Origin of the sequence: Candidatus Planktophila versatilis (assembly GCF_002288265.1) — a bacterium.
Taxonomy (GTDB): Bacteria; Actinomycetota; Actinomycetes; order Nanopelagicales; family Nanopelagicaceae; genus Planktophila; species Planktophila versatilis.
In genome coordinates this window covers 1158328-1173295 of record NZ_CP016778.1, presented here as the reverse complement: position 1 = coordinate 1173295, position 14968 = coordinate 1158328, and the positions used below count along the sequence as shown (strand labels likewise).

General features: G+C 47.8%; 16 protein-coding genes. All 16 read left to right on the top strand.

The features are described from left to right. The first annotated feature begins 36 nt into the window (after positions 1-36). The 16 genes from A1sIIB76_RS06065 to A1sIIB76_RS05990 are packed head-to-tail and all read left to right on the top strand — an operon-like array spanning position 37 to position 14848. Complete coding sequence (locus A1sIIB76_RS06065; protein ID WP_095697232.1) at positions 37-945, top strand: ABC transporter ATP-binding protein; 909 nt, start codon at positions 37-39, stop codon at positions 943-945. Beyond that, positions 942-1733 carry an ABC transporter permease gene (locus A1sIIB76_RS06060; protein ID WP_095697231.1) on the top strand — a complete coding sequence of 264 codons (792 nt, stop codon included), beginning with the start codon at positions 942-944 and terminating at the stop codon, positions 1731-1733. The genes A1sIIB76_RS06065 and A1sIIB76_RS06060 overlap by 4 nt, the downstream gene beginning before the upstream one ends. Before the next feature lie 54 nt (positions 1734-1787). After that, on the top strand, positions 1788-2990 hold the full coding sequence (locus A1sIIB76_RS06055; RefSeq protein WP_095685053.1) for a C40 family peptidase: 1203 nt from the start codon (positions 1788-1790) through the stop codon (positions 2988-2990). 9 nt (positions 2991-2999) lie between these two features. After that, a complete protein-coding gene (gene tilS / locus A1sIIB76_RS06050) occupies positions 3000-3959 on the top strand; it encodes a tRNA lysidine(34) synthetase TilS (protein ID WP_095697230.1) in 960 nt (319 codons plus the stop codon). 31 nt (positions 3960-3990) lie between these two features. Next, positions 3991-4542, top strand: a complete 552-nt coding sequence (hpt, locus tag A1sIIB76_RS06045; RefSeq protein WP_095697229.1) for a hypoxanthine phosphoribosyltransferase — start codon at positions 3991-3993, stop codon at positions 4540-4542. A gap of 8 nt (positions 4543-4550) precedes the next feature. Next, on the top strand, positions 4551-6620 hold the full coding sequence (ftsH, locus tag A1sIIB76_RS06040) for an ATP-dependent zinc metalloprotease FtsH (protein ID WP_095697228.1): 2070 nt from the start codon (positions 4551-4553) through the stop codon (positions 6618-6620). Then, complete coding sequence (gene folE / locus A1sIIB76_RS06035) at positions 6617-7228, top strand: GTP cyclohydrolase I FolE (RefSeq protein ID WP_241389350.1); 612 nt, start codon at positions 6617-6619, stop codon at positions 7226-7228. Before ftsH ends, folE begins: the two co-directional genes overlap by 4 nt. 6 nt (positions 7229-7234) lie before the next feature. Then, positions 7235-7990 carry a dihydropteroate synthase gene (gene folP, locus A1sIIB76_RS06030; protein WP_095697227.1) on the top strand — a complete coding sequence of 252 codons (756 nt, stop codon included), beginning with the start codon at positions 7235-7237 and terminating at the stop codon, positions 7988-7990. Next, positions 7987-8343: a dihydroneopterin aldolase gene (folB, locus tag A1sIIB76_RS06025; protein ID WP_095697226.1), complete on the top strand. Its 357-nt coding sequence runs from the start codon at positions 7987-7989 to the stop codon at positions 8341-8343. Before folP ends, folB begins: the two co-directional genes overlap by 4 nt. Further along, a complete protein-coding gene (folK, locus tag A1sIIB76_RS06020) occupies positions 8340-8786 on the top strand; it encodes a 2-amino-4-hydroxy-6-hydroxymethyldihydropteridine diphosphokinase (protein ID WP_095697225.1) in 447 nt (148 codons plus the stop codon). Before folB ends, folK begins: the two co-directional genes overlap by 4 nt. Before the next feature lie 50 nt (positions 8787-8836). After that, positions 8837-9607: a 4-phosphopantoate--beta-alanine ligase gene (locus A1sIIB76_RS06015; protein ID WP_095697224.1), complete on the top strand. Its 771-nt coding sequence runs from the start codon at positions 8837-8839 to the stop codon at positions 9605-9607. After that, on the top strand, positions 9604-11217 hold the full coding sequence (locus A1sIIB76_RS06010) for an L-aspartate oxidase (RefSeq protein WP_095697223.1): 1614 nt from the start codon (positions 9604-9606) through the stop codon (positions 11215-11217). Before A1sIIB76_RS06015 ends, A1sIIB76_RS06010 begins: the two co-directional genes overlap by 4 nt. Continuing rightward, on the top strand, positions 11214-12038 hold the full coding sequence (gene nadC, locus A1sIIB76_RS06005; RefSeq protein WP_095697222.1) for a carboxylating nicotinate-nucleotide diphosphorylase: 825 nt from the start codon (positions 11214-11216) through the stop codon (positions 12036-12038). Before A1sIIB76_RS06010 ends, nadC begins: the two co-directional genes overlap by 4 nt. 2 nt (positions 12039-12040) lie before the next feature. Further along, positions 12041-12808 (top strand): type III pantothenate kinase, encoded by a 768-nt coding sequence (locus A1sIIB76_RS06000; protein WP_095675291.1) that lies wholly within the window; start codon positions 12041-12043, stop codon positions 12806-12808. 34 nt (positions 12809-12842) lie between these two features. Then, positions 12843-14351 carry a lysine--tRNA ligase gene (gene lysS, locus A1sIIB76_RS05995; protein ID WP_095675290.1) on the top strand — a complete coding sequence of 503 codons (1509 nt, stop codon included), beginning with the start codon at positions 12843-12845 and terminating at the stop codon, positions 14349-14351. A gap of 2 nt (positions 14352-14353) precedes the next feature. Further along, the gene (locus A1sIIB76_RS05990; protein WP_095675289.1) at positions 14354-14848 is read left to right on the top strand and encodes an amino-acid N-acetyltransferase; all 495 of its coding nucleotides are present in this window, start codon (positions 14354-14356) and stop codon (positions 14846-14848) included. Positions 14849-14968: the final 120 nt, after the last annotated feature.

Sequence of the window (14968 nt, the reverse complement as noted above, 5' to 3'; positions counted from 1 at the left end):
AAGAGCATTCTAAGGTTTGCGTGGTATTTTGCACATATGACGACTATCGCGATATCTGTCAAAGATCTCAGCAAGAAATACGATTCTGGCTTTGCAGTCTCGCACGCAAATTTTGAAGTTCCCTTAGGCACCATCTGTGGGTTCGTTGGTCCTAATGGAGCGGGTAAGACAACAACTATTCGTATGCTGCTCGGCTTGATCTCACCTACGGGCGGAACTGCGGAAATTCTTGGGCAATCCATCAGCCACCCAGATAAATACCTCTCACAAGTGGGCGCCATGATTGAAGGTCCTGCCTTCTATCCGGCGCTGTCAGGTGCGGAGAACCTTAAAGTCCTGGCAACCCTGGGCGGATTTCCTATCGAACGCGTGGAAGAACTTATTCGCATAGTAGGACTCGAGGGACGAGGCCAATCGAAATATAAAACATATTCACTCGGCATGAAGCAGCGACTGGGTATTGCAGCAGCCCTGCTGCCGAATCCAAAGATTTTGATACTAGATGAACCAACCAATGGATTAGATCCAGAAGGCATCCAAGAAGTTCGTGACTTACTCAAAAAGCTAGCTTCACAGGGCACCACTGTTTTTGTCTCATCACATCTACTTTCAGAGCTAGAACTCATTAGTGAATACATCGTCATGTTACGAAAAGGCGAAGTTGTATTTGCAGGGCCACTTCTAGAACTTATGCAAGCGCAACAGCCACTGATTTTGGTGAAGACGCAAAATCCTTCGGACTTACAGAAGATTATTGAGATTGCCGAACGCGATGGACATAAGGCCTCAATCCGCTCTGAAGTTGCACATATTGAAGGTCCAGAAGAGTGGGCCGGAACTCTCAATAAAAAAGCATTTGAAGCAGGCATTGTTCTTACCCAACTTGCTCCGCAACTTCCTAACCTAGAAGAGACATTCTTTGAAATGACTGGAGATCGATCATGATTCGCGTGATTATGGCCGAGTGGCGCAAGCTGCGCAGACCAACTCTCTTCCTTGGCACTTTAGGTGCTGCTCTTTTCTTCACCGCCTTAACCAGCGTTTTTCTCTACCTCATGATTGATTCTGAAAGAGGAAACTCAGATCGTGGTCGACAGGTGAGTCGAGAAGTTCTGGAATTAGCTGGGGGCTCTGTTTTTGGATTTGCATCAGTGGGTGGGTTACTCGGAGTTATTGCACTCTGTGTTTTCGCCGCACAGACCGCGCAGGAGTACACCTACGGAACTTTAAGAAATCTGCTCGTGCGCCAACCTGGGCGGCTTCGGATTTTGGCCGGCAAATTAATTGCCATGAAACTCTTTGCTCTTGTATTAGTAATTATCTCAGCAATCGTGAGTATTGGGATTTCCGTTGCGCTATCTGGGCGCGCAAAAGTTGCGACAGATTTATGGTTCACAGCATCGGGCTTCCACGCAATTGGTCAAACGCTGCTCAATGTCAGCATTTCAGTAATTTACTTTGGCATCGTAGGAATGGTGTTAGGACTGCTCTTTCGCTCGCCAATTTCTGCGATCTCTATCGGGGTTTTGTGGCTTCTTATTATTGAAAACCTCATCGGCGCTGTGAAACCAGTGACGCTGGATTGGATGCCTGGAAATCAACTATCAGTAATTGCCCAAGGTGGTAGCTCAGATGTTTCATATTTGCATGCATTAATTCTGGGAACTCTCTATGTATTTGTTGGATCTATAGTTGCTGCAACACTTTTCTCTCGAAGAGATGTGGCTAACTAACGACACAGGGCCAATAGCCCCAACTAATAACTGTCTCTGATTTATTCTTCTTCAATGCGCCGCAGAAATCGCCTACTTAGCCTTGCAATTATTGCCGGGCTGACTTTGGCATCCACACCTGCTGTGGCAAAACCCAAGCCGACTCTGGCCGAAATTGAAGCCGCCAAGAAAGCAGAAGCGGCGAAGAAGGCGATCGCCGATGCAGCAGCAAAGAAATTAGCGGCGGCAAATACAACTCTTAAAGAATTGACGGCAAAGGCAAGTGTTGCGCGAGCTCTCTATCTCAAGGCGCAGAATGAGCTGAATATCGCTACCGCGCAAGCAGTTGCTGCCGCCAAGTATGCAGCTGAGACTGCAGCAGCAGTGCAAGAAGCACATCGCGTGATTGGCAAGTTAGCAGTTGATGCTTACATGCTTGGTGGTGCGATGAGTGATATCGAACCACTGCTCAGTGCAAACGGCCCACAAGATCTGATTGATCAACTTTCAACACTAAATACCTTAGGTGCACAAAACAGCACTGCGTTAGATAGATATAAAGAAGCAGAGATTGTTGCTCGTGCGGCCAAGAAAAAAGCGGAAGAGGCGAAAGCAGTGCAAGAGGTAGCAACTGCAAAAGTTGCCGCAGCTAAGAAAGTTGCCGATGATGCACAAGCACTGCAACAAAAAGAGGTAGATAAACTTCGCGCAGTGCAAGATAAGTTGATTAAAGAACTTGCTACTGCACGAAATGTTCGCATCACACTTGAACAACAGCGACAGCTCGCTCTCCTGGAAGAGAGCCAGGCAGGAACTGCAGCGAACACCATCAACCAAGCAAAAGTTTGGCCAGATATAGGATTTAAAGGAAGATCAACCATTCGCACCACTGAAGCACAACGTGCAGCTGCAGTTGCATTTGCAAAGAAGCAGGTCCTCGCGCGCAAACCATATATTTGGGGTTCAGAGGGTCCTAACTCATTCGACTGTTCCGGGTTGGTTTATGCAGCTTACAAATCTGCTGGCCTTGGATGGCCTAACTGGGATCGCCTTAACTCAGCGCTCTATTCAGGTTATACAAAGCATGTGTCTCTCAACGAGTTGGTACCGGGTGATCTTCTCTTTTACTCATATAAAGGAACCATCTCAACAATTCACCACATCACAATTTATGCAGGTGGCGGCATGATGTGGGAAGCGAATTCCAAGGGCAAAGGCCTGCTCTATTCAAATATTTATAGCGTAAAGGGACTTATGCCATTTGGTGGTCGGGTCTAACCTAGACCCATGGCGCAGGCATCAGTTGCAATTCGTAACGCGGTAAGAGAGCAACTCGAAAGATGTGAAGCTGGCGACTGCATTCTTGTTGCAGTTTCTGGGGGAGCAGATTCACTCGCTCTAGCCCAAGCAACACTTGTTGAATGCGCCCCGCTAGCAATCAAGGCCGTTGCAGTCACTATCGATCATCAATTGCAAGAGAAATCAGCTGACCAGGCAGCGAAAGTCGAAAAACAATTGAGAGCAATGGGCTTTCAAGATGTGGTGGTTGCCAAAGTAAATGTCTCACTTGAATCTGGATTAGAAGCTGGCGCGCGAAGTGCTCGATACGAAGCGCTACAAAGAATTGCGGGAGAAAAAAAAGCGGTCAGGGTGTTACTGGGGCACACCCGAGATGATCAGGCCGAAAGCGTTCTACTCGGATTGGCTCGTGGTTCAGGAACTCGTTCACTTTCCGGGATGGCAATTGAAAATGGAATTTATCTGAGGCCACTTCTCTCACTTACTCGCACGCAGACCGAAGAAGCCTGCACGGAAGCAGGTGTCGAATTTTGGAATGATCCTCATAACGAAAACCATGAGTTTTCTAGAGTGAGAGTTCGCCGTGAAGTTCTGCCGGTAATGGAAGAACAGATTGGCCCTGGAATTGCAGCAGCTCTGGCCCGCAGTGCTGCTTTACTTCGAGATGATGCCGATGCCCTGGATGCAATTGCCAGCGCTGAAATTTCAAGTCATAACCTCAAAGATTTGGATTGCTCAGCCCTTGAGCTTTTGCCTCGAGCGATCAGAACTCGCATCCTGCGCAGCGCAATCTATGCAGCGGGTGCACCTTCAGGCTCAATTTCAGCTGACCATGTCGGGGCAGTTGAGGCGCTGGTCACTTCTTGGCACGGTCAGGGGCTGGTGAGCCTGCCGGGTGGTGTGAAGGTTGAGCGAATTTCGGGCAGACTTTCGCTCTCAAACCAGTAAGTTCGATTCGAACACATAAGGAGCACACCCGGTGGATCTCGCAGCAGTCGGCACAGATGTTGAAAAAGTTATTGCAACGGAAGCAGAACTGGCTGCAAAGATTAAAGAACTTGCAGCGCTCGTTGATGCCGATTACAAAGACAAACAAGTTCTACTTGTCGGAGTTCTTAAAGGTGCGATCATGGCGATGGCAGACCTCACTCGTGCAATGAAAACACATATTGAAATGGACTGGATGGCTGTTTCTTCCTACGGCTCCGGTACAAAATCAAGTGGCGTAGTTCGAATCCTTAAAGATTTAGATCGGGATATCACTGGTCGCCATGTGCTGATTGTGGAAGACATTGTTGATTCAGGTCTGACGCTCTCATGGCTCAAATCAAACTTACTTTCTCGCGGCGCGGCATCCGTTGAAATTCTGGCAATTCTCCGCAAGCCTGAAGCTGCCAAAGTCGACGTTAACGTTAAATACGTCGGCTTTGATATTCCGACAGAGTTCGTTGTCGGATATGGACTCGACTTCAATGAGAAGTATCGCAACCTTTCATTTATCGGTGTGCTTGCCAAGCACATGTACTCATAAGGAGCTCCATGTCTTCCCAAGCACCCCAAACTAAGTCTCCATTGGATAAATTCAAAAAGTCCAAAGAGAAAAGCGCTGCGAAAAAGAATGTGAAAGCGACGCCGCAGACACGTGCACAGAAACTTTTCCGAGGACCACTCTTTTGGATTATCGTCGCAATTATTGGAGTAACCATTTTTGGGCAAATCTCCAGCGCCTCAAATAGATATACCGAGATTAAGACTTCACAAGCAATTGCTGCCATCTCACAATCTGAAGTTGAGTCAGCTGTACTGATTGATAAGAGTCAGAAGATTCGCCTGATATTAAGTAACGGAAAGACAATTAAAGGTGCAACAAAAGTTGAAGCTTCTTACATTGCGCGCCAAGAACCCACACTTATCGATGAACTCACAGCTAATCCGCCAATAAAAGGCTGGACGGTAGATGTTCCAAAGACATCAGTACTAACGACTATTCTCTTTAGCTTCGGTCCAATACTTATTATCGGTCTGCTCTTCTTCCTGTTGATGAGCCAAGCACAAGGTGGAAATAGAGTATTTTCCTTTGGTAAATCACGGGCAAAGCTGCAAGATAACGATGTACCGCAGAATACATTTGATGATGTTGCAGGTGCTGATGAAGCAATCGCTGAACTAGAAGAAATAAAAGATTTCCTGGCAGACCCAGCTAAGTACGCGCTACTCGGTGCCAAGATTCCTAAGGGAGTACTTCTCTACGGCCCGCCAGGAACAGGAAAGACTCTTCTTGCTCGCGCCGTTGCCGGTGAAGCAAAAGTTCCTTTCTATTCAATTTCTGGCTCTGACTTTGTAGAAATGTTTGTGGGAGTTGGCGCCGCCCGAGTTCGCGATTTGTTCAACCAAGCGAAGGCGAATGCACCCGCGATAGTTTTCGTAGATGAAATCGATGCAGTTGGACGCCAGCGTGGTGCCGGTATGGGTGGCGGCCATGATGAACGCGAACAAACTCTCAATCAACTTCTCGTTGAGATGGATGGCTTTGAAGCTAATGGCCAAGTGATTCTCATTGCTGCCACAAACCGTCCAGATGTTCTTGATCCAGCACTTCTTCGTCCAGGGCGTTTTGATCGTCAGATTCCAGTCGAGCGCCCAGATCTCAAGGGCCGGGGAGATATTCTGAAAGTGCATGCAAAGAACAAACCAATTTCAAAGGAAGTTGAACTCGTTGCATATGCCCGCAGAACACCAGGATTCACTGGAGCCGATCTAGCAAATGTGCTTAATGAAGCAGCGTTGCTATCTGCGCGTGAAGGCCAAAAGACAATTGGTAATACGCAGATAGATGAGGCCATTGATCGCGTCATGGCTGGACCACAGCGCAAGTCACGGTTGATGTCTGAAGAGGAACGTCGCGTTACTGCATATCACGAAGCAGGTCACGCACTTGTTGCGCATGCTCTTCCGCATACTGATCCAGTTCATAAAATAACTATCATGCCGCGCGGGCGAGCACTTGGTTACACCATGGTGTTACCTGATGAAGATAGATACTCAACTACACGTAACCAACTTCTTGATCAGTTGGCGTATTCACTGGGTGGTCGCGCCGCCGAAGAACTTATCTTCCATGACCCATCCACTGGTGCCTCAAATGACATTGAAAAGGCAACCGCGCTTGCTCGCGCAATGGTGACCCAATATGGAATGACTGAGGCAATTGGCGCAATTAAATTAGGAACCGATGCATCAGAACCATTTATGGGCCGTGACTATGGACATCAACGAGATTATTCAGAGAACGTTGCTGCAGTAGTCGATGCTGAAATCCGTAAATTAATTGAAACTGCCCACCAAGAGGCTTATGACATTCTTGAAGCAAATAGAACCATTCTTGATGAAATGGTAATTAAACTTCTTGAGATTGAAACGCTCAATAAAGAAGAGATTGCGCAGATATTTGCCAAGGTGAGGTCATGGCCTAATCGTCCGGCATGGACAGGATCAGAAACACGCACACCTTCAGCTACTCCACCGGTTGATATTCCAGAGCGCATCATCACCGCAACACCTGATGCATCGAAAAAAGCACGGCGCGTGAAGAAAGCAACTTCCGAGTGAGTGATATTTCTTCAGTATCAATGGGGCCACATGATGGAGGCGCATCGCATCCATATGATCATGAGCGCGCGGAAAAGGCTGTCCGCGAACTCTTATTGGCCCTTGGTGAAGATCCCGATCGTGAAGGCTTAAAAGACACACCAGCACGCGTTGCTCGTGCATTTGCCGAAAACTTTGAGGGACTTTGGCAGAAGCCAGAAGATGTATTAACAACAACTTTTGATATTGGACATGAAGAGTTAGTCATCATTCGCGATATCGAGGTATTTTCTCATTGCGAGCACCACCTCACTCCATTTCATGGTGTTGCCCACGTTGGATATATCCCCAGTGGGAAAATTACTGGGCTCTCTAAAGTTGCACGATTAGTAGATCTCTTTGCACATAGACCACAAGTGCAGGAGCGATTAACAACCCAGATTGCCGACGCACTCGTTGAGATCCTTAAGCCAATGGGCGTAATTGTGATTATTGATTGCGAGCACCTATGTATGTCAATGCGTGGGGTGCGTAAGTCTCAAGCACGAACAACGACATCAGCTGTGCGCGGAGTTCTACGCGATCCAACAACTCGCGCTGAAGCAATTAGTCTTATTACGAATCGATAAATCTCAATGCTTGTGATGGGAATTCTCAATGTCACACCGGATTCCTTTGCCGATGGTGGAGTAAATTTTGAGACACACATTGCAATCACCCGTGGCTTAGAGATGATCGAAGAAGGTGTCGACATCATCGATATCGGCGGAGAATCTACACGGCCAGGTGCCGAACGAATATCGGCTCAGGAAGAACAAGCGCGCGTGATTCCCGTCATTGAAGGCCTTGCTGGCAATGGCGTCACTCTGAGCATTGACACCATGCGAGCAGAGACTGCGCGATTGGCTGTGCAGGCAGGTGCGAGCATTGTTAATGATGTCAGTGGCGGGGCAGCAGATCCAGATATGTTTGCAACAGTTGCCGAATTGGATTGTAAATACACGCTGATGCATTGGCGAGGTCATTCAGCAGATATGAATTCAAAGGCTATCTATGGTGATGTGGTCAGTGAGGTAATCGAGGAAGTAACGCTGCAACTAGATAAGGCACTCGCTGCTGGCATTAAGCGTGAGAACATTATTCTTGATCCAGGTATTGGTTTTGCAAAAGATGCCGAACATAACTGGGAGATATTAAATCGCATCGATGAATTCATTGCCCTGGGATATCCAGTTCTTATTGGGCATTCTCGTAAGAGGTTCCTTGGCGGTGACACTCCAGATGCGCGTGAAGAAGCCACCGTTGCAGTTACGCAATCACTTGTGGGTAAAGGTATTTGGGCAGTTAGAGTTCACGGTGTGAAGGTGAATAAGGATGCGATCAGCGCATGAGTGATGTAATTTCAATTAAGGGCATTCAAGGGTTTGGCTATCACGGAGTCTTTGACCATGAAGCAAAAAATGGACAAGATTTCTACGTTGATCTCGAGATTGCCTTAGATTTATCAAAAGCGAGCACCTCAGATAATTTAGAAGACACCATCGATTACGGTGCTCTCGCTGATCTTGTAGTGGAAGAAATTACTGGCGCTCGAGTGCAATTGATTGAAAAACTCGCTGGAAGAATTGCAGATCGAATTAAGGCATCTCATCAGCAGATTGAACGCGTGAGCGTAACCGTGCATAAGCCTAAAGCGCCTGTTTCGGCAGAGGTTGCAGATATCGCAGTAACGATCTCGCGATGAAAGCAGTCGTTGCACTCGGTGCCAATATTGGTAATCCCCGCGAACAGATTGAGTTAGCGCTGACTATGTTGCGAGCTGCAACCGAAGTTATTGCCGTCTCTTCCTTGCACACCACTAAACCTGTGGGGGGTCCAGAGCAACCCGACTACATTAATGCAGTCTGTATTCTAGAAAGTGAATTACCTGCGACAGATCTACTCTCACTCTTACATGGCATTGAAAAAACTCTTGGCCGAGAGCGCCAGGAGCGATGGGGCCCCAGAACTATTGATCTAGATCTCATTCAATATGGCAGTCTGCTCAGCAGCGCCGAAGAGTTAGAACTTCCACATCCACGGGCACATGAAAGACGCTTTGTATTACAACCTTGGAGTGAGATTGAACCCGATGCAATTTTGCTCACCCACGGGAAGATCTCTCACCTTTTGGAGCAATTGCCATAACGCTTTAGACTTAACTCACTGCCTGCCCGGTACCTGAAAGGACTGGAGCCATGAAAGTAGTAACAGATGTTGGCCAACTTCCTTCAGGCTGCGCATTTGTTCCCACGATGGGCGCACTTCATGCAGGACATGCTTCACTAATGTCTATTGCTAAAGAGCACAGCGAGAACGTGGTGGTTAGTATTTTTGTGAACCCACTGCAATTTGAGAATACGGAAGATTTAGCAAAGTACCCAAGAACTCCAGATGCTGATATTGAATTGGCTGCAATGCACGGTGTGACACATGTGTGGTTACCGCCGCACGCAGATATTTATCCGAAAGATCACCCTGTTCTTACCGCTGGTCCAATTTCACATCTCTATGAAGGTAAATCAAGACCAGGGCACTTCGATGGTGTGGTCACCGTAGTTCGTAGATTTTTTGATTTACTCAAACCAAGTACCGCAATATTTGGCGAGAAAGATTTTCAACAACTAAAGCTTGTTGAGGAGATTGCGGGTGATGTAAAAATCATTAGAGCACCCATTATTCGTGAAGCTGATGGCTTGGCGATGTCATCCCGAAATATCCGATTAACCCCCGAAGGCAGAGCAGCAGCGGCAGTGATCTCACAAGCCCTATTTGCATCTGAGACTGAGAGTGAATTACGTAAAGCTCTGGCATCACAGCCACTTCTTACCGTTGATTACGCCGATTTCATCGATGAAGAAAGCTTTCTCCCAGCAGGTGGAGATACAGCACACACTCGTGCAATTGTTGCCGGGTGGATAAATGGGGTCCGTTTGATTGACAATAGGCAGATGGTGCAGCGCTCATGAGATTAGTAGCCCCCGCACCTGGCTGGACTGCGCAAGCCGATGTCATAGTCGTTGGCTCTGGTATCGCTGGCCTAACTACGGCGTTGCAATGTCGAACATTTGGTTTATCCGTTCTACTTGTTACGAAAGCAAGCGTTGATGAAGGTTCGACAAAGTGGGCACAAGGTGGAATTGCTGCTGCCCTTGGTGATGGTGATTCACCTGAAGCGCACGAAAAAGACACTTTAGTTGCTGGTGCTGGGCTATGTGATGTCGATGCTGTTCGAGTATTAGTCACAGAAGGACCGGAGGCGGTACGAAAACTTATTGAACGTGGCGCTATTTTTGATAAAGAGGCAAGTGGTGAGATCGCACTTACTCGCGAAGGCGGACATTTACGTAATCGAATTATCCATGCAGGGGGTGATGCAACCGGAGCTGAAGTTTCACGCGCCCTGCTTGCAGCTGTTCACAACGATCCTGAAATCGAGGTTGTTGAGAACGCACTTGTTTTAGACGCGCTTAAAAACGATATTGGAGATATCTGCGGCGTGACTTTGCACGTGATTGGTGCTGGTAGTCGCGATGGAGTTGGTCGCGCAATTGCTAAGGCTGTTGTCTTGGCAACCGGTGGATTAGGACAAGTCTTTGCTCAAACTACCAACCCTTCTGTTTCAACTGGAGATGGCGTTGCCCTAGCACTTCGCGCCGGTGCCAAAGTTGCTGATGTGGAATTTATTCAATTCCACCCCACCGTTTTATGGCTAGGAAATAACTCCGAAGGCCAGCAACCTTTGATTAGCGAAGCAGTACGAGGTGAAGGTGCCTATCTCCTTGATGACCAAGGGAATAGATTTATGAAAGAGATTCATCCACTTGCTGAGCTAGCGCCACGCGATGTTGTGGCAATTTCAATTATGCGAGTAATGAATAAGAATCATGCACAGCATGTGTGGCTTGATGTGCGCCACCTGGAAGGATTTGAGAAGAGATTTCCAACCATTTATGCATCCTGTATTGCACATGGAATAAATCCACTCACAGAGTTAATTCCGGTGGCACCGGCTTCTCACTATGCATCCGGTGGCGTACGCGTGGATCTCAATGGCAGGACGAGTGTCAATGGTCTCTATGCGTGCGGTGAAACAGCATGTTCTGGAGTGCATGGAGCCAATCGACTTGCATCTAATTCCTTACTCGAGGGCCTTGTTTTCAGTGCGCGTATCGCATCAGATATTGCAGCGAACCTTCCTGAATTTACTGAGCCGGTAGAAAATGTCTCACGAGCCATACTTCTTGACCCATCAGTACGTCACGATATTCAGGTGAGCATGAGCCGGGGAGCGGGGGTATTGCGCTCCTCGGATTCATTAGTGCGCACAAGTTCAGATCTCACACGTATTGAAGATAGAACTAGCGCGCAGCCGTGTGTAGAGGCGTGGGAGACAACCAACCTCTTTCAATTAGCGCAAGCTATTCTTAAAGCAGCACTCATTCGCCAAGAGACACGTGGCTCACACTGGCGGGAAGATTTCCCAGAAACAAGCGATCAATGGCGAAAGCGTATTGTGCAACAACTTGATCAAACTGGATACTGGACAACGGGTTATCAGGAGGTAGGCAATCAATGATTGATCGCGAACTCATTAAACGCGCACTTGCTGAAGATCTAGATGGCGGGCAAGACATCACTTCGGTTGCCACGGTTTCTGGAAGTGAACGAGTCGTTGCAGATTTTGTCTCCCGTAGTGCGGGTGTTATTGCTGGCATGGATATGGCACGCGCGGTACTTGAAGAAGTGGGCCTGAGCGATATCGCGGTATTGGTTGCCGATGGCACAAAGGTCGCTAAGGGAAATGTTCTCATGAGCGTTCGCGGAGATACTCGAGCAATCTTGCTGGCAGAACGTACTGCGCTTAATTTTCTCGGACATCTGGGCGGCATTGCCACACTGACCCGCACTTGGGTAGATGCAATTGCAGGAACTACTTGTGCAATCAGAGATACACGAAAGACAACACCAGGAATGCGAGTCTTGGAAAAGTACGCAGTTCGTATGGGCGGCGGAACCAATCATCGGATGAATTTAAGTGCGGGCGCGCTCATTAAAGATAATCACATTGCCGCAGCTGGCGGAGTCACAGCAGCTTTCAACCGGGTACGTGAGAAGAATCCGACAGCTGAGATCGAAATTGAAGTCGATACTCTGGATCAATTAGCAGAAGTAATTTCACTGAAACCTGATTGTGTGCTGCTCGATAACATGAGTCCAGAGCTATGCGCAAAGGCGGTTGCACTAGTAGCGGGTGCATTTAAACTCGAAGCATCTGGTGGAATCTCACTGACGAACGCACGTGCATATGCCGAAACCGGCGTTGACTACTTGGCAATTGGTGCACTAACTCATAGCGCACCTGTTTTAGATATTGGCCTAGATCTGAGAGCGGAGTAATTATGTTGTTAACAATCGATGTGGGAAATACAAATACAGTTCTAGGAATATTTGAGAAAGAAACTCTCATTAGGTCCTGGCGAGTAAAGACTGATCCCCGCACAACAGCTGATGAACTATGGTTGCAATACAGCGCACTTGTTACCGGTTATGAAGTCGCTGCACTTTCCATCTGTTCCTCTGTCCCGGCTACCCTTCGCGAATTGCGGACCATGATTGATACATATTTCAGTGACACCCCGGTGACAATCGTGGAACCAGGAACAAAGACTGGCGTTCAATTGCTGGTAGATAACCCCAAAGAGATAGGCGCAGACCGAATAGTTAATACGCTAGCTGCCCATACTCTCTATGGTGGACCTGCAATTGTTGTTGATTTCGGAACCTCCACAAATCTTGATGTTGTTTCTCCGAAAGGTGAGTTTTTAGGTGGCGCACTCGCACCCGGTATTGAAATCTCTGTCGATGCGTTGGCAGCACGCGCAGCACAGCTAAGAAAAGTTGAATTAATCAGGCCAAAGAATGTTATTGGCAAGAACACTGTAGAAGCTTTGCAATCAGGAACGATCTATGGATTTGCGGGACAGGTTGATGGCCTTGTCGAACGCATTACTGATGAACTTGCGCAAAGTTATGAGAAAGCACCGATAGTTATTGCAACGGGTGGATTAGCCCCGCTCATTATTGGAGTTTCAGAAACCATTGATGAGCATGAGCCAGACCTGACTCTCATTGGACTTCGCCTTATCCACGAGAAGAACTCTCACTAGTTCTACTGCCAAAAACGATAGACTGTGCGCCACCATGACCACCGATAACTCACCCGCACAAGAGGACGATCTACCGGAGCAACTTCGGATTCGTCGCGAGAAGCGCGCCAGCCTGCTTGAGCGTGGAATTGAGCCATATCCGGTGGCAGTTGCTCGCACAAAATCATTGTCAGAGATTCGTGAAAAATACGTGGGTCTTGAAACCGATATCGCTACCGGAGATATTGAAAGCCTTACCGGGCGAATAATTTTTAAGCGTGATACAGGAAAACTTTGCTTTGCAACGCTGCGCGAAGGTGATGGAACAGAGCTGCAAGCGATGTTATCCCTGGATAAAGTCGGCGAAGTGCAACTCGATGCCTGGAAATCAGATATTGATTTAGGTGACATTGTTTCAGTCACTGGTGAAATCATTACCTCTAAGCGCGGTGAGCTATCGATTCTTGCTAATTCTTGGACACTTGCATCAAAATCGCTACGACCACTACCTAATGATCACAAGCCGATGTCGGAAGAGACGCGCGTTCGTATGCGTTATGTCGATCTTATTGTTCGCCCGGAAGCGCGCAGTGCTGCTCGCATGCGCCCCAATGTCATGCGTTCACTTCGTGAAACTTTTCACTCACAGAGCTTTATCGAAGTAGAGACACCCATGCTGCAAGTCATGCATGGTGGGGCAACGGCGCGTCCATTTAAAACATTCAGCAACGCTTATGACATGGATTTATATATGCGTATTGCCCCTGAACTCTTCTTAAAGCGTTGCGTTGTGGGCGGTATTGAGCGCGTCTTTGAAATTAATCGAAATTTCCGTAATGAAGGCGCCGATTCTTCTCACTCACCAGAGTTTGCAATGGTCGAGTCATATATGGCATACGGTGATTGGCGCACAATCGCTGATCTCACTCGTTCGCTGGTTCAAAATGCAGCCGTTGCCGTGTCGGGTTCTCACGTTGTCACCCATCACGATGGACGTCAAGCAGACCTTGGCGGCACATGGAAAGAGATTTCGCTCTACGACGCAATTTCGCAAGGTGTAGGTGAGACGGTAACGGCATTGACTTCTATCGATGAGCTAAAGAAATATGCGACAAAACTTGGCATGAAGATTGACCCGAAGTGGGTAACAGGCAAGCTCGCCGAAGAGATCTTTGAACATGTAGCAAAAGATAAGTTAGTTGAGCCAACCTTTGTGATGGGCTATCCAGTAGACACTTCACCTTTGGTGCGTGCCCACCGCGAGCTGCCAGGCATGGTTGAAAAATGGGATCTCTATGTCGATGGATTTGAGTTAGCAACTGGGTACTCAGAACTTATTGACCCAGTCATTCAACGTAATCGCTTAGTGGAGCAGGCTCAGCTTGGAGCTAAAGGTGATTTAGAAGCAATGCAAGTGGATGAAGATTTCTTACGCGCAATGGAATTCGGCATGCCCCCAATGGGTGGAATGGGAATGGGCGTCGATCGTTTACTCATGGCGCTCACAGGTCTTGGAATTCGTGAAACTATTTTGTTCCCGCTAGTAAAACCGGAAGTTGATTAGCCATGACAATTATTCGTTCGGCAAAGACTTCTGATGTTAAGGCAATTCGTGAACTTGTAGATTCATATGCGGCGCCTGGGCAAATGCTGGCAAAAGAAACTGTCACGCTCTATGAAAGCGTTCAAGAATTTATTGTTGCTGAAGACGATGGTGTCATTATTGGTTGCGGGGCGCTGCACGTGCTCTGGGAAGATTTAGCAGAAGTGCGAACAGTTGCGGTTGACAAGAATTGGCATAAAAAAGGTGTCGGGCATCTAATTATGGAAGCAATTATTGATAGAGCTCGCAACGTCGGAGTCCAGCGAATTTTCTGTCTCACATTTCAAACTGAATTCTTTGGCCGACATGGTTTTGAAGTGATTCAAGGAACGCCAGTTGATCACGATGTCTACCAACAGCTACTTCGTTCCTATGATGCTGGCGTTGCCGAATTCCTGGATCTCGAATCGGTCAAGCCAAATACCCTGGGCAACACCCGGATGCTGCGCACTCTCTAGAGCCGGCCACCGCTAGTAATCCGAGGGAATATTCACCCCATATTTAGGGTTCTATGAGGCAAGTAGCTTTCTACCTCGCGCCTTCCCTAGGCGGGGTTATAGGCTTACCGCCAGCACATC

Coding starts and splice junctions, on each gene's coding strand:
- A1sIIB76_RS06065 (WP_095697232.1), top strand. CDS start 37: ATGACGACTATCGCGATATCTGTCAAAGATCTCAGCAAGAAATACGAT.
- A1sIIB76_RS06060 (WP_095697231.1), top strand. CDS start 942: ATGATTCGCGTGATTATGGCCGAGTGGCGCAAGCTGCGCAGACCAACT.
- A1sIIB76_RS06055 (WP_095685053.1), top strand. CDS start 1,788: ATGCGCCGCAGAAATCGCCTACTTAGCCTTGCAATTATTGCCGGGCTG.
- tilS (WP_095697230.1), top strand. CDS start 3,000: ATGGCGCAGGCATCAGTTGCAATTCGTAACGCGGTAAGAGAGCAACTC.
- ftsH (WP_095697228.1), top strand. CDS start 4,551: ATGTCTTCCCAAGCACCCCAAACTAAGTCTCCATTGGATAAATTCAAA.
- folP (WP_095697227.1), top strand. CDS start 7,235: ATGCTTGTGATGGGAATTCTCAATGTCACACCGGATTCCTTTGCCGAT.
- folB (WP_095697226.1), top strand. CDS start 7,987: ATGAGTGATGTAATTTCAATTAAGGGCATTCAAGGGTTTGGCTATCAC.
- folK (WP_095697225.1), top strand. CDS start 8,340: ATGAAAGCAGTCGTTGCACTCGGTGCCAATATTGGTAATCCCCGCGAA.
- A1sIIB76_RS06015 (WP_095697224.1), top strand. CDS start 8,837: ATGAAAGTAGTAACAGATGTTGGCCAACTTCCTTCAGGCTGCGCATTT.
- A1sIIB76_RS06010 (WP_095697223.1), top strand. CDS start 9,604: ATGAGATTAGTAGCCCCCGCACCTGGCTGGACTGCGCAAGCCGATGTC.
- nadC (WP_095697222.1), top strand. CDS start 11,214: ATGATTGATCGCGAACTCATTAAACGCGCACTTGCTGAAGATCTAGAT.
- A1sIIB76_RS06000 (WP_095675291.1), top strand. CDS start 12,041: ATGTTGTTAACAATCGATGTGGGAAATACAAATACAGTTCTAGGAATA.
- lysS (WP_095675290.1), top strand. CDS start 12,843: ATGACCACCGATAACTCACCCGCACAAGAGGACGATCTACCGGAGCAA.
- A1sIIB76_RS05990 (WP_095675289.1), top strand. CDS start 14,354: ATGACAATTATTCGTTCGGCAAAGACTTCTGATGTTAAGGCAATTCGT.